The organism is Agrobacterium rosae (assembly GCF_002915175.1).
Classification (GTDB): Bacteria; Pseudomonadota; Alphaproteobacteria; order Rhizobiales; family Rhizobiaceae; genus Agrobacterium; species Agrobacterium rosae.
This window is the reverse complement of the sequence record NZ_NXEJ01000002.1, coordinates 295,143-315,503: the sequence shown is the minus strand read 5'-3', so window position 1 is coordinate 315,503 and position 20,361 is coordinate 295,143. Positions and strand designations below refer to the sequence as shown.

Sequence of the window (20,361 nt, the reverse complement as noted above, 5' to 3'; positions counted from 1 at the left end):
GTATAGGCGTCAAGCGCGACAATACCCGTGAAATTCTTCATTTACGAAGCCTGAAGGAAAATGGTTAAATACCGATTAAAATCCGCGGATACTTCAGTCATCTTTATGAAGAAGTACGGTTAACACTCCAGACAGATCGCAAACCGACACGGCTAACGTGGGAAAATAAAACTCACGGAATACGGGTGATTCCAACTGCCCCATGCCGGGACCGCGGCCGAGCCTATGCAGCCGGAATAATATTTCGTTAGCTAATATTATTGTCCTAATCGAAACAATAGTCGCGTAGGATCAGTATAGATTGCGAGTGTCCTCGCAAAACATGATGTGAAGATCAGACATGACGGTCTGTTGGTAAGGGAAATTTACTCCCGCACGTTTCAGTGGCACTCTGTGCAGCGGACCGTTAAAAAAATCCTCCAAGGTTTGTCTTCTTTGAACGTCCAGCTCAAGCATCTTATCGAATTCATCCGAATTCCGGTTCATAATCCAGACCTGCTGAAAGCGAAGTATCGTGCTTTTTGCAGGCAGATGCCGGTCATGTACTTTATTTTGATATCGAGTACCTGGGCGTTGGCAGCAACGCACATGTCGGTTGCGCCAGCGTGGCTGACGGTTACCGTGCCATCCGTCTTTTCCGTCATCAGCATCATCAGGGTCATATTCTGGTGGAAGTTACGAAATCATTTGCCATCCGCAGAGGAAACTTTCAGAGCGCTGAAAAGAACGCAACGACTGGCTGTTGTTATCTCTATCGCTTTTACGCTGTGGTCTTTCCTGCTTTATCCTTACGGCGATGCTTACCAGCAGTCTCACATTGCCTTCTATATGGCCATCACGGTCATCTCCTGCATCTTCTGCATGATGCACGTGCGCTCGGCCGCCTTCATTGTTGCCGTCATCGTGAACGGCGCATTTATCGTGTTTTTCATGTCCACTGGTCACGCAACGTTCGTCGCAATCGCTGTCAATATTCTTCTGGTCAGCTTTGGTATGCTGGCGGTGCTGATGGTCAACTACGGCAATTTCGAACGCATGATCGTCGCCCAGCAGCAGACCGAAGCGTTGAGCAATGAAAATCTGCGGCTGGCGAATATCGACAGCCTGACCGGGTTGCCGAACCGACGGGCATTTTTCAACCATCTGACGGAAGCGTTCGATACCGCAAACCACGAGCAGACACGTCTGGCCGTTGGGGTGATCGATCTCGATGGCTTCAAACCCGTCAATGATCTCTACGGTCATTCCTCCGGTGATCGGCTTTTGATGGAAGTCAGCAACCGCCTCACCCACTCTTTCGCATCGGAAGACCTTTTCCTGGCGCGGCTGGGCGGCGATGAATTTGCCTTCATCATCTCCGATGTCGCAATCAACAGAGACGTCGTGGGCGAAGCCAATCGCATGTGCGAACATATGCATTCACCCTTCACGTTGCCGGACGCAACGATCATGATTTCCGGCTCTATCGGCATTGCCGTCTATCCCGATCTGGCATCATCGCCCGAAGAATTGTTCGACCGTGCCGATTATGCGCTATACCATGGCAAACGCCAGAAACGTGGAAACAGCACGCTTTTCACCGCCCGCCACGTGGCAGAAATCCATCGCGATGCGCGCATCGAGCAGACATTGAAACAGGCAGACCTCGTCGCGGAACTCTCCGTCGTGTTTCAGCCCATCGTGGATATATCACTGAACAAGACCACCGGTTTTGAAGCTCTGGCCCGCTGGGACAGCCCGGCCCTGGGGCGAGTGTCGCCCGCCCAATTCATTCCCATTGCAGAACGCGCCGGCATCATTGGCAGCCTCACGAGACCCCTGCTCAAGAAAGCACTGGAAGCTGCCCGCAAATGGCCGGAGGACATCCGGCTCTCCTTCAATCTTTCCGCACAGGATTTGAACAGTTCGGAAGCGGTGATGGTCATCATCGCCATCATCGAGACAAGCGGTTTCGATGCCTCCCGCGTCGATCTGGAAATCACCGAGACAGCCTTCATTCACGATACGCGCCAAGCCAGGCAGTCGGTCGAAATGCTGAGAAACATCGGCTGCGGCATTTCTCTGGATGATTTCGGCACCGGATATTCCAGCCTGACGTGTCTGCACTCCTTGCCGCTGACCAAGATCAAGATCGACCACAGCTTTGTCCACGAGATACAGGACAACCCCGCCAGCGAAAAAATCGTGCGATCCGTTTTGACGCTGAGCCGAGAAATGGGGCTCGATGCCATTGTTGAAGGCGTCGAAACCGCAGAAGAGATCGCCGTCATCAGCCATCTCGGTGGGACTTTGGTGCAGGGCTATCTGTTTTCACGGCCGATGGCCGAAAACGCCATCCTCGACTTTCTGGCGTCGGAGACGGATGCTCACCGGCCTTATTACCGCATGGCGTAAAGCTGTACGCATAATAAAAAGGGCCAGCGTTACCGCTGACCCTGATCATCCGGTCTCTCGGATTTTTACGCTGCCGATCTCGCACTGGAAATCACGCCAACCAACTCGTTAACGATGCGCTCCACCTGCGCGCTGTCGTCGCCTTCGGCCATCACGCGGATCAGCGGCTCTGTGCCCGAAGGACGAATGACCAGACGGCCATTATTGGCCAGCGCGCTTTCTGCGTCGGCAATGGCTTGCTTCACCACCGGGTTTTCCAATGGCTTACCGCCGGAGATGCGGACATTCTTCAGCAACTGTGGAACAGGCTCGAATTTGCGGCAGACTTCGCTGACCGTACGGCCGGAGCGTTTTACGCGGGCAAGAACCTGGAGTGCGGCAACCAGCCCGTCGCCCGTGGTGCCATAATCAGACAGCACGATATGGCCGGATTGCTCGCCACCGACGTTGAAATCGTGGTTGCGCATATGCTCCACCACATAACGGTCACCAACCTTGGTGCGCGCCAACGTCAAGCCCTGGTCTCCGAGGAAGCGTTCAAGACCCAGATTCGACATCACTGTCGCGACGATACCACCGCCACGCAGAATTTTGTCATCCGCCCAACTGGCGGCAATCGTCGCCATCAACTGGTCGCCATCAACGATCTGGCCCAACTCGTCGACAATGATGACCCGGTCCGCGTCGCCATCGAGTGCAATGCCGATATCGGCCCGCACTTCATGCACTTTCCGTTGCAGGGTCTCTGGATGCGTGGAGCCGCATTCAAAATTGATGTTCGTGCCGTTTGGCTCATTGCCGATGGTGACGACTTCGGCACCCAGCTCCCATAGAGCTGCCGGAGCCACCTTGTAGGCGGCACCATTGGCGCAATCGATCGCAATCCTGAGACCGCTCAGTGTCACGTCGCGGGGCAGCGTGCGCTTCACGAACTCGATATAGCGATAGATATCACCATCCACACGCTTGGCGCGTCCGATTTCATGCGGCTTCGCCAGCTGTGAGTAGATATCCTTGTCGAGCAGATCTTCGATCTCAAGCTCCAACTCGTCGGAAAGCTTGTATCCATCCGGACCGAAAAGCTTGATGCCGTTATCGGCGAACGGGTTGTGCGAGGCCGAAATCATCACGCCGATATCGGCGCGCAGGGAGCGCGTCAGCATGGCGACGGCAGGTGTTGGAATGGGTCCCAACAGGAACACATCGAGGCCAGCTGCGGTAAAACCGGCGACCAGCGCATTTTCCAGCATATAACCCGACAGGCGCGTATCTTTACCGATGACGACACGATGGCGGTGGTTGCCGCGGCGGAAGATCGTACCGACGGCGATACCCACACGCATCGCCAGATCAGGCGTCATCGGAAAGACGTTGGATTGCCCGCGAATACCATCGGTTCCGAAATAGCGACGTGTCATTTGAACTCCAGAATTTGCCCCGTGCATGGCAAGCGCCTTCAATGCGCGCCATGGCCTTTCTGGCTAGATGCCATAAAAGCTGCAAAACAACACGTCAATTACCGCTAAAACCCAATATATGTTGTTACCAACCCTCCCCAACTGAAGAAGAGGTCTGTGAACAACGAAAAAGGCCGCCCGCAAAACGGACGGCCTTGTTATCAAAACGGGTTCAGAAAATCAGCGCGGTTGCGGCTCCATGCCACCTTCGGCTTCTCCATCGCCCTTGGTCTCACCGTCGCTCTTGGCTTCAGTCGGACCATCTTTCTTCGTTCCGGTTTTTGGAACTGCGGAACCACGGCCTGGCGAATCGTCGCCCAGATCGCGCGATGGCTTTTCACCGCGGATCAGCGCCTTGATCTCTTCGCCAGAGAGCGTTTCATATTCCAGAAGACCTTCGGCAATGGCAACAAAACCATCGTGATTGTCCGTCAGAATACGACGCGCTTCAGTATAGGCTTCATCGATCAAACGACGCACTTCGGTATCGATGGTCTGGGCCGTTGCCTCGGAAACATTCTTGGACTGCGAAACGGAATGACCAAGGAACACTTCCTGCTGGTTTTCACCATAGGAAACCTGACCAAGCGCGTCGGAGAAGCCCCATTGCGTGACCATCGCACGGGCAAGTTTCGTTGCCTGCTCGATATCAGACGATGCGCCGGAGGTGATGTTTTCCTTGCCGAAGGTCAGCTCTTCAGCCACACGGCCACCCATCATAATGACGAGACGAGACACCATCCATTTGTAGCTCATGGAATAGCGGTCGCCTTCCGGCAACTGCATGACCATGCCCAGCGCACGACCACGCGGAATGATAGTAGCCTTGTGCAGCGGATCGGCAACCGGAACTTTCAGTGCCGTGATTGCGTGACCGGCTTCATGGTAAGCCGTCAGCTTCTTCTCGGCTTCGGTCATGGCGGACGAGCGACGCTCGGCACCCATCATGATCTTGTCCTTGGCGTCTTCGAATTCCGCCATCGTCACCACACGCTTGTTGCGACGGGCAGCCATAAGAGCAGCTTCATTGACGAGGTTGGCCAGATCAGCACCGGAGAAACCGGGTGTACCGCGAGCCAAAACCTTGAGATCGACATTCGGTGCCAATGGTACGTTGCGGGCATGAACCTTCAAGATACGTTCACGACCGACGATATCAGGGTTTGGCACGACGACCTGACGGTCGAAACGGCCTGGACGCAGAAGAGCCGGGTCAAGCACGTCAGGACGGTTGGTCGCGGCAATGAGAATGATGCCCTCATTGGCCTCAAAGCCGTCCATCTCGACCAGCAACTGGTTCAGCGTCTGTTCGCGCTCATCGTTACCGCCGCCAAGACCGGCACCACGGTGGCGACCGACAGCGTCGATTTCATCGATGAAGATGATGCAAGGTGCGTTTTTCTTGGCCTGTTCGAACATGTCACGCACGCGGCTTGCGCCGACGCCGACAAACATTTCAACGAAGTCAGAACCGGAAATCGTGAAGAACGGAACGTTTGCTTCACCGGCGACGGAGCGAGCCAGCAGGGTCTTACCCGTACCGGGAGGGCCAACGAGCAGAACGCCGCGGGGAATCTTGCCGCCAAGGCGCTGGAACTTCTGCGGGTCACGCAGGAATTCCACGATTTCTTCCAGATCCTGCTTGGCCTCATCGACGCCAGCAACATCTTCAAAGGTGATACGGCCATGTGCTTCCGTTAGCAGCTTGGCCTTGGACTTGCCGAAGCCCATTGCGCCACGCGAACCACCCTGCATCTGGCGCATGAAGAACAACCAGACACCCAGAATGAGGAACATCGGCAGCAACGTACCGAGATAGCTCAGGAAGCCGGACGAACCGTCGCTCTCAGGCCGCGCCACGATGGTGACGTTCTTGCTCTGAAGACGAGTCATCAGCGAATCATCGATCACGGGCGAATAGGTCTGAAAGGCAGTGCCGCCGTCGCTATAGGTGCCGAGAACCCGGTTGCCGGTAACGGTGACGTCACGAACACGCCCGGAATCAACATCGCGCAGGAATTGCGAATACGGAATCTCTCGCGAAGCCGATTGTGACGGTGACGTCTGGAACATGCTGAACAATGCGATCAACAACAGAGCAATCACTGCCCACAAGGCGAAATTTCTAAAATTTGGGTTCATCGAACTCCCCGAACTCCAACGGGCAAATGCGCGCCCGCCATTATGTTGACCCTAACATAAGGAGGACAGTCGCCCTTGCCAAGGCAGGCGGGTGCATCAGATGCGATTTGAGGTAAAAACTCTGAGAAAATCCGTTTGAAAAGCGCAAGTTGCGCTAAACCGGAGGCTGCGGGTACGGAGAACGACCGATAAGGCGGGCAATCACGTTCGCCAATTCAAGATCGAACCGCGGCAAAAACAGATCGTAAGGCGCGAGCAGCGGTCGGATGACGACGTCGCCCGCCTCCAACGCAGGACTTTGGTCACCCTCAACCTCGGTAGCCGGCCTTGTCTGCATCACCCGCTTCGCAACGCCTTTTGGAATGGAGGACGGCAGATCAACCGCCATTCGTGCGCCTCTGCCGCCAATCATCAGGGTGCGAGTTGACCGATTCGTTATCTCAAACCGCTCATCCCACAGGGCGGTGGCACCCGCGGCAACCGCCAAGGATGGTATGCCCCGGTTTTCTCGCGTCAGATAAAGTGCATCCTTGCGCAGATCAAACACGACGCGGCTCGCCGTTACCCGCCCCGGCTCACCCTTGGTCACGAATGCCAAGACCCTGTCCATGCTGTCTGCCGCCATCGCAAACCGCCGACCGCCGATGACACTCGCCAGCGCCGACAGCGCGTATCGGAGAATGGTCGCGTCGTGCTGGAGACCAGCGGCGTTTATCTTGATCAGGCAGTCAAGATAAGATTCCGCTTGTTGTCCAAGCCATTGCGCCGAAGACGACGACAGCGCCGATCTGTTGATTGATCGATCAATCAACTTACCTTGCGGCTCCGGCAACAGGTTACGCATACGCACCCGCTCGTATTTAGCATCTTCATTGCTGGGGTCGTCGTACCAGGATTGGCCCTGCCCACTCAAGAAGTTGCGAATATCCTCACGCGTGGAGGACAGAAGCGGTCGTACGATCCAGTGGCGACCGGCGTAGAGAACAGCGTCCGCCATCCCGGCAAGGCCGAGATTGTCCGGCCGCTCGCTCCGCGCAACGCGCATGGCTATGGTTTCCTGCTGATCGCCAAGCGTATGGCCGAGGGCAATTACGTCTGCGCCAATGTCGGCCACCACTTCGCCTATCAGATCATATCGTGCAAGCCGGGCGGCGGCGGAAATTCCGGTTGCGGGCTTCTCACCATCCCATCGACGGATGTGGTGGGGAATGTCATGCCGCGCGCAAAGCGCTGCAACTCCCCTCGCCTCATCGGAGGAACCGGATCGGAGTGCATGGTCTATCGTCACGGCGTGCAGCGAGATCTCGCGCCTGCTCATCTCGGTCAATGCCCGATGCAGCGCAAGCAATAAGCCGGTCGAATCGCTGCCGCCAGAAACGGCAACGAGAATACGGGCGGGGTTTGAAATTTTTTCGATGAACAGCCGTGCCGCCTCAAGGGGCGCAATCGGCTCTACGGGAAACGACAGATCGTCATCACCGGCCAACACCTGCTCAGCAGCTCAGGCGTTTCTGTTCGCTCGTGACTTTGCCGAGAACGGTCTTGGAGGCGCTGGGATAACGCTTTGGCACTTCGCGAAGTGTCGCGCAGGCGGTTTCCTTGTTGTCGAGCGCAGCCAAGGACATGCCGAGCTTCAGCAGCATTTCCGGTGCCTTTGGCGACTTGCTGTAGGTCTGGTGAGCATTGAGGAACGTCTTGGCAGAATCGGTGAACTTGCCTTGGCTATATTGCGCCTCACCCAGCCAGAAATTCGCATCAGCTGCTTTTGCGCCCTTCGGGTAGCTCTGAATATATTGATCGAAACCCTTTTCCGCCGCCTTGTAGTCACCCGACAGAACGTGGCTGTAGGCCGCCTGGTAGATATCGTTCTCACTGGTCAAAGCCGCCGTGTTGACCGGATCGGGGCTGGACGAGCGACCGGTTTCGACACCGGGAAGAGCACCCGCAGAATTCTGCGCGTTGCTGTTCAGCGAACCGCCAATCGGCATGCCGCGCTGGTCGAGCTCGATAGAGCCGAGCGTCGTCTCACCCGGCGCGGCATTCGTCCGTGGACCTGTTGCCGTCTGGCCCGCACCAGGCGCGCCACCCATTGAAGCGCCGCCCTGCGGAGGCGTTTCAATGATGGTTGCGACGTCATCCTGGCGACCTGCAGATGGAATATCGGCTTCGGTCTTCTTCTTCGGTGCAGTCGGCGCAGCAGGCTTGCCGCCTTCAAGTTCCTGGAAACGGAACTCGTTGTCTTCCTGCGCCTTGCGGATCGTTTCCTGCATTTGCAGCAGTTGGAAACTCATTTCCTCGATACGACCGTTCAGCTGACGAAGCTGTTCTTCCAATTGCTGTACACGGTAAGTATCGTTCGCCTGAACATTCACCACCGGTGCCTGTTGCGAATTGACCGTACCGGAGCCCCCACCCCACCCGAACAGCGGTCCTGAAACGGCAGTGCCGCTCAAACCGGTGCAGGCTGCAAGCCCCAGCATACCCGCCACCACAAGTTTCTTCATGTTGCGTCCTGTCTGGTTGATTTGCGCCCCAACGACGCAAAACCGGATTTTTTCCATTTGGCGTAAAAAAGCAACTTAACTTCGGCCAAACTATGGAAAAAACAAAAGGCGGCCCGAAGACCGCCTTTCAATCGTCATCACATCCGTGCGAGGCAATTACATGCCTGCGCCACCGAGAACCGTGACAGCGCGACGGTTCTGCGACCAGCAGGAGATGTCGTCGCAAACAGCAACCGGACGTTCCTTACCGTAGGAAATGGTCTTCATGCGGTTTGCAGGAACACCCTGCGATGCCAGGAACTGCTTGGTCGAAGCGGCACGACGTGCACCCAGAGCCAAGTTATACTCGCGTGTGCCGCGCTCATCGGCGTGGCCTTCAACGGTGATTGCGTAGTTTGGATAACGAGCAAGCCACTGTGCCTGACGCTGCAGGGTCTGCTGTGCATCGGCGCGGATGGATGTGCTGTCGGTATCGAAGAAGATACGGTCGCCGACGTTAACGGTGAAGTCCTGGGCAGAGCCCGGCGTTGCAGAGCCTGCGCCGCCACCAAGGCCAAGTTCGCCAGCACTGTTGGGCATGTTCTTCTTGTTGGCGCAACCGGCCAGCGCAAGCGCTAGCGTCAGAGCGATCATGGCCGGGTTGCGGGCAATTCTCTGCATCGGGCCGAGTGCCGAAGTGTTTGTACGGCTCATTGCCGGTCTCTCCTTAGAATTCAGTAACGTTGCCAGACAATAACCGAATGCAGTTAATTGCCCCCAAACAATTATGGTTAACAAAAAGGAAATGCCTGATTTTTCGCGCCTCCGCAACACATGGCGGCAGAAAGCAGAGCAGTTCCTGGTAAGGGCATGCGTAGTCTATGACGGCAACTGCTCCCGCAGTGCCGCCACAATGGTTGAATTAGTCCAGCAGCGGCGACCAGGCCGGGTCCGACGCAAATGTCGGCGTCTTGATCAACTGCTCGTTATAACCCGTCAGGTCGATGGAGTAGAGCTGAGGACCGCCCGCACCCGCATTCTGACGGAAGAACATGATCACGCGACCGTTCGGTGCCCATGTCGGGCCTTCATTGTGGAAGCCCGTGGTCAAGATACGCTCGCCCGAACCATCCGGCTTCATCACGCCGATGGAGAATTTACCACCGGACTGCTTGGTGAAAGCAATGAGATCGCCGCGTGGAGACCAGACCGGGGTGGAATAGGAACCATCACCGAAGGAGACACGCGTCTGGCCGGAGCCATCGGCATTCATGACATAAATCTGCTGACGGCCACCACGGTCACTTTCAAAGGCGATACGCTGACCATCCGGTGCATAGGACGGTGCCGTATCGATGGCACCCGTATTGGTCAGGCGCGTTGTCGTGCGGGACCGCAGGTCCATGGTGTAGATATTGGCGTTGCCTTCCTGCTGAAGGCTCATGATGACCTTCTGGCCATCTGGCGAAAAGCGCGGCGAAAACGTCATGCCGGGGAAGTTGCCGACGACTTCACGCTGTCCGGTTTCCAGCTGCAACAGGTAAACGCGCGGCTGCTGACCCTCGAACGACATGTAGGTGACTTCCTGACGGCTGGGCGAGAAACGCGGCGTCAGAACGAGGTCTTTGGTGTTGGTCAGGTTGCGAACGTTGAAACCGTCCTGGTCCATGATCGACAGAGCGCGCTTGCGGTCTGTCTTCGGTCCGCTCTCGGAAACGAAAACGACGCGGGTATCGAAGTAACCCTTTTCACCCGTCACGCGCTCATAGATCGCGTCGGCGATGATATGGGCAACACGACGCCAGTTTTCCGGCTGGGTAAAAAACTGCTGACCGGTCATCTGCTGGCCTGCAAACGTGTCCCAAAGGCGGAACTCGGCGCGCAGGCGGCCATCGGCCTCCTTCGTCACGCGACCCGTCACCAGGGCCTGTGCGTTGATGACCTTCCAGTCTTCGAATCGCGGCTGCTGATCCGGATTGCTGATCTTTTCGATGAAGGCGTTTTTGTTGACCGGGGCAAACAGGCCGGACCGCTGAAGGTCGGCTGCGATAACCTGCGAGACCTGCGCGCCAATGCCGTCACCCGACATGAAATCGGTAACCGCGATCGGCAACGGCTGAACGTTGCCCTTGTTGATGTTGATTTGAACTTCAGCACTGGCCGGTGTGACCGCAACGAACGAAAACAGCATGCCGGAGGCAACCATCACCGCACGCAGGAGAGAGAACTTGATCATTGAGACAAGCCTTTCAGCTTCATACAAAAATTGGACATCGAGTTGGGCATTGGTCTTTTCATCGGTCCCAAAACTGTCGGTTTAAAGCGCAAACTCAGATGGGTCGAAGTTCAGGACCAAGGTGTTCCATCCCCTTTCGCCATCGTATTTTTCAACTGGCAGATTTTTCAGCGGCGCAGACCTGAAGATCGCACGGCGCGCGCTGCCTTCAACGGCACGGCGCGTCCCCTCGGGTCCGCCTGTCGCAGTAACTTCCGGCTGGCCGACGATGTTGCCGGACTGGTCGAGAGACACGCGAACCACCACCCGCACCTCGGCAACGCCGGTCAAGCCGGATGCCATGGCCCAATTGTTCTGAATCTGGCCTCTGACACTGTCGATTTCACTGGCACTCAAGCCAGTGCCAATCGTCTTCTTGCCACCCAGCGATGCCGTCTCGGTGGAGCGTTTCGCGCCACCGCCAGACGGAGCCTGCTTGTTCAGCAATGCAGAAATTTCGTCGGCATTGAACTCGCTGGCCTGCGACGCGGCAGACTTGGCGGTTTCCTGCTTGCGATCAGCCGGTTTCTTGTCGGTTGGCTTCTCGTTCGACTTTGCCTGCTCGGGCTTCTTTTCAGCCGGTTTTTCAGCAGGTTTCTGCTCGGCTGGCTTTTGTTCGGCCTGCTTCGGCGGCTCCGGCTTCGGCTCAGGCGGCTGCGGGCGTGAATTTGGGCGCGGCACATTTGGCGGCACGGGAATTTCGGCAGGCTCCTGATTTTGCGGCGGAGGCTCCTGCGCCTGTTGCTGCGCTGGCGGCTGTGTCGGTGTTGGCGGCGTTGCTATTTCGGGCTTGGGAATGGGAAGCGACGCCGTTTCCTGCGGCTTCGGCGCAGACGTCTCTTCCTTGACGATGTCTTTTACATCGTTTGGCTTGGTATCGACCACAGGTGCCGGCTTCTCCTGCTTGGGCGGGGCAGCGGCACTATCGTTGTTGTTGGGTTTTTCCGTTGGTGTCGGCGGTGCGTCTAGATCAGCGGTGTTGTTGCCCATGTTCTGGGCATTGGGAATGATATCCGGGCGGGTCGTCGGGACAGGTGCAGACTTCTCAGCCTTGGGCGCGTTCTTGTCGCCCTGCTGGATCTGCGTCATCTCTTCCACGGATACGAGATCCACAGGCATCGACTCAGCCTGAGACACCTCGAGCGGTGCTGGCGAGCCCAGAGACACGAGGGCAAAGGCCAGCAGCGAGGCGTGCACGATCGCAGATGTGGTGACGCTGCCCTTCATGCTTAGATCAATTGTCCTGTTTCTGTTGCGTTACGAGGCCGATATTCTTGAAGCCCGCTGCCTGAATACGCGCCATGACATCGGCCACAATGCCGTAGGCGGCAACCGAGTCCGCGCGCACGAAAATCCGCTCATTGTAGCCGGTGGTCGAAATCGCCTGCAGCTTGTCGGCAACTTCCGCCGCCTGGATCGGTGTTTCCTGCAAATGGATCACGCCGTCAGCATTGACCGAAATCGTAATCGGCTGCGTATCGGAATTCAGCGCATTCGCAGATGTCTGCGGCAGATCGACAGGCACGCCGACCGTCATCATCGGTGCCGCCACCATGAAGATGATGAGCAGCACCAGCATGACGTCCACGAGGGGCGTCACGTTGATTTCACTGATCGCGCCACCCTTGCGGCGCCCCCGACCTCGGCCACGGCGTCCACCGGACCCACCGCCGCCACCGCCTGCTGACATTCCCATTGTGTTACTCCACTCGCTCGGGTGCGCGCTTACTGCGCGGCCTGACGGGTCTGCAGCTTCTCATCGATCTGGCGCGAAAGGATGGCGGAGAACTCATCCGCAAAACCTTCCATGCGCGCAGAGAGCTTGCCTGCATCGCCTGTGAATTTGTTGTAAGCGATAACCGCCGGAATAGCGGCAACGAGACCAATGGCCGTCGCCAGAAGCGCTTCGGCGATACCAGGTGCCACAACCGCAAGGTTGGTGGACTTGGAACCGGCAATCGCCTGGAACGAGGTCATGATACCGATAACCGTACCGAACAGACCGATGAACGGACCCGCAGAACCGATGGTCGCCAGCGAACCGAGACGCGCCTCGAAAGTTTCGCCTTCACGCGCCATGGTCACATCCATCGCCCGGTCGATACGCATCTGAAGACCGATGGGAGACCGTGCACCGCGCTCGAAGGATTTCTTCCATTCGCGCATCGCAGCCACGAAGATGGCCGCAAGGCCCGTGTTCTGCCGCTCGGCCAGCGTCCGGTACAGCTCTTCAAGCGACTGGCCGGACCAGAACACCTGCTCGAACTGATCGAACTGGCGCTTTGCCTTACCGAAGGACACGTATTTGTCGATGACGATGGCCCACGTCCAGACAGAGGCGGCGATGAGGCCGATCATAACCAGCTTGACGATGAGACCCGCCTGCATGAACAGCGCCCAAAGACTTACGTCGTGCGTTGCCGCGGCCAAACCTGCCTGTTCCATAAAAATCCAATCCCCGAATCCAAACGCCCGGTACGTGACCGGGCGATTTAAACGCGCATCAACGTTTGAAGTCCTGCGGCCACTGCCGAAAACCCCTTGAGCCGTGCCCCGATATTACCATTCAGCCTTCCTTGACCGTAAATTTGGTAAAAGGAAGGCGTGCGGCGCACAAATACCGAATGGTTAAGTAAGACTACATTATGGTTAAGAGAGTGTTACGAAATCGACACTTCAAACAGCAACCGCATATTCCTGAATTCTTACTTCAGAAATTTCTCCGCAATCGTATCGGGCAAACGCCGCGGTCTTCCCTTGGCGTTGATGACAGCAATAATCACTTTCGCGACAATCAAAAGTGTTTCGCCACGCCGGATTTCCTGGTTGAGCACCATCTTCGCCCCACCGGCTTTTTCGGTGAGCGTCGTAATGGTCAACACATCATCCATCCGCGCGGGTGCCTTGAAATCGATTTCCATGCGGTGAACAACGAACACAAGCCCCTCCTCATCCGCCGTCAACAACGCGCTCTGTTCGCAGCCGAGGCAACGCAGGTAATCCGTGCGACCACGCTCGAGGAAATGCAGGTAGCGCGCGTGATAAACGAGACCGGAAAAGTCGGTATCTTCGTAATAGACACGCTGGATCAGGCGGTGACCGTGTTCGATGAGTTCGCCGGAGAGGGATACGGTTAGGTCAGACATACGAAGGTCCTTGGAAAATTTTTCTGCTTGAGACGCGGCGGTAAAACCACCTCCCTCATTCCTGTGCTTGTCACAGGAATCCGGTCGACGCGCGTCTGCGCGGCGGAGAGACTCGTTTCAGCCCAAGGATTTGGACTGGCTGGATTCCTGTGACGAGCACAGGAGTGAGGGACGAGATGGCCCCTATTTATCGTCCAAATTACGGTCGTCCCAAACAACATGCTGAACGGAAGCAGGGAGGTTTTCAATCTGTCCGGCGATGAAATAGGGCGGAATGTCTAGTTGCGTCAAGGATTCGGTGGTCGCTCTTGCCCACCGGAATTCCAGCGGATGTTTGCCATCCTGCATACGGTGGACGATGTTTTCTTCGTGGAAAGGAAAAGTTTGGGGCAACTCCATGAGGTAGTAAAAACCAAGCTCGTGCCAATCTTTGCCCTCATAATGAAAGAAGTTCTCGACCACCCAGAGCAGTCGACCCACCTTGGCCTCGACGCCGAGTTCTTCCACCATTTCCCGCGCCAGCGTTTCCTGTGATTGCTCACCCATTTCGGCGCGACCACCGGGAAAGCTCCAGAATTTCTCATGCGTGGCTCGGTGCACCAGAACATGCCCATCGCGAAACGCGATCCCCGCCACGCGCATCTGGAAAATACGCTTGGGTTTAAATTTCATGCGAATGCGGGTGTCTTCAGTCATGCGTTTTTTCTTTCGGAAACATGAGGTCACGTTCTGACCAACCTAGCGTGTCCAACTCCGCTTTGCGAACCCCCGCATCGTCACCGACGATAAATTCGTCCAGTTGCGGCGGTTTGACGGAGGTTCCAGACAGCATTGCATGCACCTGACCGCGATGGTGGGTCTGGTGCTGAAAAAGATGCGTCAGAAGATCGTCGCTACGATCGATCTGAACCCGCTCCGCACGATGCACTTGGACATCGGCAGAAAGCCGGTCGACTGTTAGCCCGTCAACGAATGCGACAAGCTCGGTATCCAGCTTGGCCTGCGCATCGCGCAGAGCATCCATGTCGGCGTAGGGCTCATCCAACGCAAAAGCGGCATATCCCAATGTGCCGCCTTTAAGCGCATCGACATAAAACAGATCGACGCAATAGATATGGTTCAACGTCGCACGTATCGTCGGGAAGAAGCTCGTGCGATGCTCTACAAGCTCTTCTGGGGAAAGCAGAAGGCAAGTCGTGTGCAGCCTGAGATTTGCTAGGAGATTGTTACGCGCCAGCTTTTTGAACACGCGGCAAGCGTCATAGGTCATCGCAATGTCTCCGCGTTGAACTGGCTGTCGCGTCAGTCAGCCTTTTCCAGTTCCGAATGGCTTTTCAAAACCCGCCCACCATCTTCCTGTTCAATCAGATAGGCTGGCTCTTCCGCACTCGCCTTACGTTTTATGACAGAACCTTCGATTTTGCGTTCGACGTCTTCGGTAAAGCTTTCGGCTACCTTGCCCTCGCCCTTACCCGTTCCCCATTTCCACTGGACCTTGGCACCCTTGCGAAATTTGGTCATTGCTCGCTCCTCGTAAAGAACGGAAATGATGGGCAGCACGGATGGTTCCGGCTGCCTCAACCCAGTTCGATGACGACCACCTCCGGCGGGGACATGAAGCGGACAGGGGCAATGGAACAGCCAAGACCACCGGATACGATGAGGTTGCGGTTGTCTTCCACCACGTGTCCATAGGCGAAGCGCTCACCGTAACGGGAGGGCACAGCGGGTCGCCAGCCGAAAAGGTTCACCTGTCCACCATGGGTATGGCCCGAAAGCGTCAGAGCAACACGGTCAGGAACCGACGTGAAAATGTCAGGCTCGTGCGCCAGCAAGATGACTGGCGCGTCATCCGTGACCTGCGCAAGCGTTCCGCCCAGATCATCGAGCCCCGTCCTTCGACGCCTTTGAAGATACGCCCACTGGTCTTCCAGCCCGGCAATCCAGAATGGCTGCTCGGCAGACCCGCTTTTCACGGCGTCGTTGGAATGCACGTGAATACCGACCGCCCTCAACGCGCGATGCGCCACGGTCTCTTTCAGCCTCAGCCGTTGGGCCTCAGAGTCCTGCCACCAGTCGTGATTTCCGCAGATGGCATGAACGCCGTAGGTTGCTTTCAATCCGGAGAGCGCACGCGCCCAGTCCTCGGGGGGAACGACGCCCGTCACCAGCTTCATGCCCGACATGTAGTCGCCCAGCAACAGAATGATATCGCCACCCAATGTATTGGCATAATCGCAAATTTTGGCGATCCGCTCGGCGGGCATCCACGGTTCGCAAGCGTGAAAATCCGCCAGCGCCACGAATCGCAAACGCTGACCTGCGGGCCAGCCCGGCGGAGTGATGCGGTAGCGTGTGGTAGAGAGTCGCGCCAGGGGTTCGATACCGCCCGCATAAGCGCCCAAAGAAACAAGACCCGCCGCCATCGTGGCGGCCGTCTTCAGCAAAGCGCGACGGGTAATCAAGATCAATCGTCCTCGAGCGTCATGCGGAACTGCGCCGCTTCCAGATCCTTTGGTGGCTGCATGCCGAGATGCTTCCACGCGGTTGCGGTCAAAATACGGCCACGTGGCGTGCGCTGGATGAAGCCCTGCTGGATCATATAAGGCTCGATGATATCTTCGATGGCATCGCGTGGTTCGGACAAGCCAGCGGCAATGGTTTCGATCCCCACCGGCCCACCGCCAAAATTGACGGCAATCATGGTCAAATACCGCATGTCGAGTTGGTCGAGGCCCATATTGTCGACCAGCAGGCGCGTCAGCGCCTCATCGGCAATCTGGCGTGTCACGGATTCGGCCCTTGCCACCTCGGCAAAATCACGCACCCGGCGCAATAGCCGCCCGGCGATGCGCGGAGTGCCACGCGAACGGCGGGCGATTTCACGCGCACCCTCTTCCGTCATCGGCAATCCCATGATGCGCGCACCACGCCGCACGATCAGTTCAAGCTCTTCGACGGTGTAGAAAGACAGGCGAACAGGAATGCCGAAACGGTCTCGCAACGGGTTGGTCAAAAGCCCAAGCCGCGTCGTGGCCGCCACCAGCGTGAATTTCGACAGATCGATCTTCACCGAACGCGCCGCCGGCCCTTCGCCGATGATAAGGTCGAGCTGAAAATCCTCCATCGCCGGGTAGAGAATTTCCTCTACAGCAGGGCTCAGACGGTGGATTTCATCGATGAACAGCACGTCGCGCTCTTCGAGATTGGTCAAAAGCGCCGCCAGATCGCCCGCCTTGGCAATGACGGGGCCGGAGGTAGACTTGAAATTGACGCCCAGTTCTTTGGCCATGATCTGCGCCAGCGTCGTCTTGCCGAGACCGGGAGGGCCAACAAACAGCACATGGTCCAACGCCTCGCCGCGGTTCTTCGCCGCTTCGATGAAGATTTTCAGGTTCGCGCGCGCTTCCGCCTGCCCGGTAAAATCATCCAGCGTCTGCGGGCGCAGCGTGGTGTCGATATCCTCGCCGCGCTTTTCCGAAGAAATCAGCCGTGCCGCGTCACTCATGTCAGCAGTTCCATTCCAGGTATTTTACGCGCCGCTTTCTGATCGAATGTATAGGTCACCGCGCACTCTTCGCTTTGGGACCGGCATGCAATCAACGCATCCGCGAAATCTGCATTGTTCTTCTCAACGAAACGCAATGCCTTGACCACAATATCGTGACCTTCCACGAAAAGCCCGCGTGTATGCAGAAGCTTCCGGATCGCGACCACAACTTGCCTTCGATCAAAGCCGTAATTGGACCGTAGCGCCCAATCGAGTTCAATGAGCGTTATGAGGGTGACGAATACGGTGTGGCTACGCCCTATTTCCGAACCAAACCGCAGCGCTGCCTGCCGTTGCTTTGGATCATCGTCTACGAAAAGTCTCAGCACAACATTCGTGTCCAGACCAAACATGTTCATGCAGCAGCTTCCGAGCTTTCATCATCCGTATCGACAACATTATGGCCAGCGGCATTTAAAACGGCTTCATCGATCTCTTCCAATGTTGAACGACCTCTTGGAGGTTTGCCCAACAGCCCTGCGAGATCGTTGAAATCAACGTTTTTAGGCGTCAAAACCACCTCTCCGTCGATCACGGTGTAAACGATCTGATCACCAGCGCGGAGGTTTAAAGCCTCGCGCATGTCTTTTGGAAGCGTTACTTGCCCTTTGGACGAAAGCGTCAATTCCCATCCCAAAACAAAATCCTCCATCAAAATCTAATTTGTAAGAAATATTACCATTCTTCCAACAAAACACCAAATGGACTTTTACCGCGAAAGCTCTTTCAACCCCAAGCGGATCAGCTTGGCACTGTCGCCACCCTCGCCGCCATTCTTCAGCGCGGCGGCCACGGCATTGGCGGCCTGATCGCGCGAGTAGCCGAGATTGGTGAGTGCTGAGACGGCGTCGGCCACCGGCGCGGATGCGACACCTTCGCTCAGCTCCTGCTTGAAACCAATGGAGGCGGATGCCTCGCCTGCAAAAGCGGGAGCCTTGTTGCGAAGCTCAGTGACGATACGCACCGCCACTTTCGGCCCGACACCGGGGGCACGCGACACGACCACCTTGTCCTGTAGCGCAATGGCATTGGCAAGCTCTGATGGCGTCAGCGTCGACAGCACGGCCAGCGCAACCTTGGCACCAACGCCCTGAACGCTCTGCAGCAGATTGAACCATTCCCGTTCCAGCGCACTGATAAAACCGAAAAGCCTGATTTGATCTTCACGGACATAGGTTTCGATGAAGAGAACCACGGCTTCGCCGGCAGAGCCGAGGCGTGACAGGGTACGTGTCGAACAATAGGCGACGTAACAAACGCCGTGCACATCAACAACCACATGGTCGTCGCCGATTTCGTCGATTGTGCCTTTGAGTTTTCCGATCATGTCGATGCCCGTCCGATGAATAAAAGATTAGCTGGCAGCCAGAACGCGCCGCATGCGCTCACTGACCCGATTGTGAGCGTGGCAAATGGCGATGGCGAGCGCGTCCGCCGCATCATTGCCCTTGAATTCGGCTTTGGGCATCAGAATTTTCAGCATCATGTGAATCTGCTGCTTGTCACCGTGGCCGACACCGATCACGGCTTTTTTCACCGCATTCGGCGCATATTCCGCAACCGGCAATCCGGCTCGTGCCGGAACCAGCATGGCGATGCCACGTGCCTGCCCCAGCTTCAGGGTGGCAACCGCGTCCTTGTTGACGAAGGTCTGCTCGACAGCCGCCTCATGGGGTTGGTGGGAATGAACGATCTCTGCAAGGCCATCATGCAGCTGGCAAAGGCGGGATGCGAGATCCATGTCACCATCTGATGTCACGGTGCCGGACGCCACGAAACGCAGGCTGTTGCCGAGTGTTTCAATGACACCCCAGCCCATTCGCCGCAGCCCAGGATCAATCCCGATAATTCGAATCGCATTTTGCATATGTCACCCTATCCTCACAGCGCAAAACCTGCCAGCGATAAGTGAACAAAACGACAACATCCATCAAGTGATTTGAGAGGAGCGGCGGCGCACCGCCGCTCCCCGCATCGTCTTACATCGTGTCGAAGAAATCGACTGCACCCGTATCGAGGTGGTAATAAGCGCCGACGATCTTGATCTTGCCGTCTGCCAAAGGCTTCAACAGCAGCGGATCGCTTTCCTCTCTCAATGTCCGCACAACGCGCCGCACATTCTGTTTGACGGCGTTTTCCGTCGCGTCACCCGCCTGCCCGCGTGCTTCCAGCACAGCGGGAATGATCGGCTCGATCATATTGTCGATCTGCCCGGGGAAACGGGCGTTTTTCTCAACGACAGACATGGCCGCCTTCACCGCACCGCAGCTTTCATGGCCCATTACGACCACAAGCGGGACACCGAGGACGGCGACGGCATATTCGATCGACCCCATGGCGACGGTGTCGACCGTATTGCCGGCGTTACGAATGATGAAGAGTTCGCCCAATCCGCGTCCAAACAGAAGTTCGGGCGGCACTCGGCTATCCGAGCAGGAAACATAGGCGCAAAATGGCGCCTGTCCTTTGGCAAGCTCAAGCCGCCGCGCTTCGTTGCGATCAGCAAAGACCAACTCATCGCGCAGGAATGCCTCATTGCCTTCCTTGAGAAGCTTGAGCGCACCATCTGGTGTTAGCGCGGATTTACCGTCCTTCACAGGCGCGGGTGTCAAAGGCGTTGCCTGTCGCAATGATGATGACTGCGCTTGCGTGACGGCGGGAATGGCAGCAGCGGCGGTTGCCGCACCTACGGTCAATAATAAACGTCGAGATAGATTGCACATAATTTACACTCTCTTTCGCAAGATGCGCTGATGCGCATGGCTAAAAAAATCGAGCGTGCTCAGAGAGTTTGGATGGTTGGCCAGACTGCACCGAGCATGCTCGATGCGGTCCGACATCACCAGATGAAATAATCTGGTCAGAGGGGCCCGGTCCGCTGCACTGAATTTGGGAGGCGGCACAGGAACCGCAA

21 protein-coding genes are annotated in these 20,361 nt (G+C 56.7%); 1 reads left to right on the top strand and 20 read right to left on the bottom strand.

Features of this window, described 5'->3' with window-relative positions; all coding sequences use genetic code 11:
* Positions 1–540: 540 nt before the first annotated feature.
* Complete coding sequence (locus CPJ18_RS04250) at positions 541–2,394, top strand: putative bifunctional diguanylate cyclase/phosphodiesterase (protein WP_245445317.1); 1,854 nt, start codon at positions 541–543, stop codon at positions 2,392–2,394.
* A gap of 65 nt (positions 2,395–2,459) precedes the next feature.
* Here CPJ18_RS04250 and glmM read toward each other — a convergent pair whose 3' ends face one another.
* The 20 genes from glmM to CPJ18_RS04145 form a co-directional block, all read right to left on the bottom strand.
* Positions 2,460–3,812, bottom strand: coding sequence for a phosphoglucosamine mutase (gene glmM, locus CPJ18_RS04245; protein ID WP_103657360.1), 1,353 nt, complete (start codon positions 3,810–3,812; stop codon positions 2,460–2,462).
* A 219-nt stretch (positions 3,813–4,031) separates the two neighbouring features.
* Complete coding sequence (gene ftsH, locus CPJ18_RS04240) at positions 4,032–5,993, bottom strand: ATP-dependent zinc metalloprotease FtsH (protein WP_077120248.1); 1,962 nt, start codon at positions 5,991–5,993, stop codon at positions 4,032–4,034.
* 154 nt (positions 5,994–6,147) lie between these two features.
* Complete coding sequence (tilS, locus tag CPJ18_RS04235) at positions 6,148–7,479, bottom strand: tRNA lysidine(34) synthetase TilS (protein WP_245445315.1); 1,332 nt, start codon at positions 7,477–7,479, stop codon at positions 6,148–6,150.
* 7 nt (positions 7,480–7,486) lie between these two features.
* Positions 7,487–8,497 (bottom strand): tol-pal system protein YbgF, encoded by a 1,011-nt coding sequence (gene ybgF, locus CPJ18_RS04230; protein ID WP_153366695.1) that lies wholly within the window; start codon positions 8,495–8,497, stop codon positions 7,487–7,489.
* Between the two features lie 156 nt (positions 8,498–8,653).
* Positions 8,654–9,190, bottom strand: coding sequence for a peptidoglycan-associated lipoprotein Pal (gene pal / locus CPJ18_RS04225; protein ID WP_077104161.1), 537 nt, complete (start codon positions 9,188–9,190; stop codon positions 8,654–8,656).
* Between the two features lie 208 nt (positions 9,191–9,398).
* On the bottom strand, positions 9,399–10,712 hold the full coding sequence (tolB, locus tag CPJ18_RS04220) for a Tol-Pal system beta propeller repeat protein TolB (protein WP_077104163.1): 1,314 nt from the start codon (positions 10,710–10,712) through the stop codon (positions 9,399–9,401).
* An 81-nt stretch (positions 10,713–10,793) separates the two neighbouring features.
* Positions 10,794–11,978 (bottom strand): hypothetical protein, encoded by a 1,185-nt coding sequence (locus tag CPJ18_RS04215; protein ID WP_103657150.1) that lies wholly within the window; start codon positions 11,976–11,978, stop codon positions 10,794–10,796.
* A 7-nt stretch (positions 11,979–11,985) separates the two neighbouring features.
* The gene (tolR, locus tag CPJ18_RS04210; protein WP_045228481.1) at positions 11,986–12,447 is read right to left on the bottom strand and encodes a protein TolR; all 462 of its coding nucleotides are present in this window, start codon (positions 12,445–12,447) and stop codon (positions 11,986–11,988) included.
* 29 nt (positions 12,448–12,476) lie between these two features.
* Complete coding sequence (tolQ, locus tag CPJ18_RS04205; RefSeq protein WP_045228480.1) at positions 12,477–13,196, bottom strand: protein TolQ; 720 nt, start codon at positions 13,194–13,196, stop codon at positions 12,477–12,479.
* Between the two features lie 260 nt (positions 13,197–13,456).
* Complete coding sequence (ybgC, locus tag CPJ18_RS04200; RefSeq protein ID WP_103657149.1) at positions 13,457–13,897, bottom strand: tol-pal system-associated acyl-CoA thioesterase; 441 nt, start codon at positions 13,895–13,897, stop codon at positions 13,457–13,459.
* 183 nt (positions 13,898–14,080) lie between these two features.
* Entirely contained in the window at positions 14,081–14,593 is a 513-nt protein-coding gene (locus CPJ18_RS04190) for an NUDIX hydrolase (RefSeq protein WP_103657148.1), read from the bottom strand.
* Positions 14,586–15,167 carry a DinB family protein gene (locus tag CPJ18_RS04185; protein WP_103657147.1) on the bottom strand — a complete coding sequence of 194 codons (582 nt, stop codon included), beginning with the start codon at positions 15,165–15,167 and terminating at the stop codon, positions 14,586–14,588. The genes CPJ18_RS04190 and CPJ18_RS04185 overlap by 8 nt, the downstream gene beginning before the upstream one ends.
* A gap of 32 nt (positions 15,168–15,199) precedes the next feature.
* Positions 15,200–15,418 carry a hypervirulence associated TUDOR domain-containing protein gene (locus CPJ18_RS04180; protein WP_103657358.1) on the bottom strand — a complete coding sequence of 73 codons (219 nt, stop codon included), beginning with the start codon at positions 15,416–15,418 and terminating at the stop codon, positions 15,200–15,202.
* Between the two features lie 56 nt (positions 15,419–15,474).
* Positions 15,475–16,362, bottom strand: a complete 888-nt coding sequence (locus tag CPJ18_RS04175; protein WP_425353144.1) for a metallophosphoesterase — start codon at positions 16,360–16,362, stop codon at positions 15,475–15,477.
* Between the two features lie 2 nt (positions 16,363–16,364).
* Entirely contained in the window at positions 16,365–17,405 is a 1,041-nt protein-coding gene (gene ruvB / locus CPJ18_RS04170; protein ID WP_103657146.1) for a Holliday junction branch migration DNA helicase RuvB, read from the bottom strand.
* Entirely contained in the window at positions 17,402–17,806 is a 405-nt protein-coding gene (locus CPJ18_RS04165; RefSeq protein ID WP_103657145.1) for a type II toxin-antitoxin system VapC family toxin, read from the bottom strand. The genes ruvB and CPJ18_RS04165 overlap by 4 nt, the downstream gene beginning before the upstream one ends.
* Positions 17,803–18,099 carry an AbrB/MazE/SpoVT family DNA-binding domain-containing protein gene (locus tag CPJ18_RS04160; RefSeq protein ID WP_083716385.1) on the bottom strand — a complete coding sequence of 99 codons (297 nt, stop codon included), beginning with the start codon at positions 18,097–18,099 and terminating at the stop codon, positions 17,803–17,805. Before CPJ18_RS04160 ends, CPJ18_RS04165 begins: the two co-directional genes overlap by 4 nt.
* Positions 18,100–18,156: 57 nt before the next feature.
* A complete protein-coding gene (gene ruvA, locus CPJ18_RS04155; protein WP_103657144.1) occupies positions 18,157–18,774 on the bottom strand; it encodes a Holliday junction branch migration protein RuvA in 618 nt (205 codons plus the stop codon).
* 27 nt (positions 18,775–18,801) lie between these two features.
* On the bottom strand, positions 18,802–19,314 hold the full coding sequence (gene ruvC, locus CPJ18_RS04150; protein WP_067644305.1) for a crossover junction endodeoxyribonuclease RuvC: 513 nt from the start codon (positions 19,312–19,314) through the stop codon (positions 18,802–18,804).
* Between the two features lie 112 nt (positions 19,315–19,426).
* On the bottom strand, positions 19,427–20,143 hold the full coding sequence (locus CPJ18_RS04145) for a carbonic anhydrase (protein ID WP_342588080.1): 717 nt from the start codon (positions 20,141–20,143) through the stop codon (positions 19,427–19,429).
* Between the last annotated feature and the right edge of the window lie 218 nt (positions 20,144–20,361).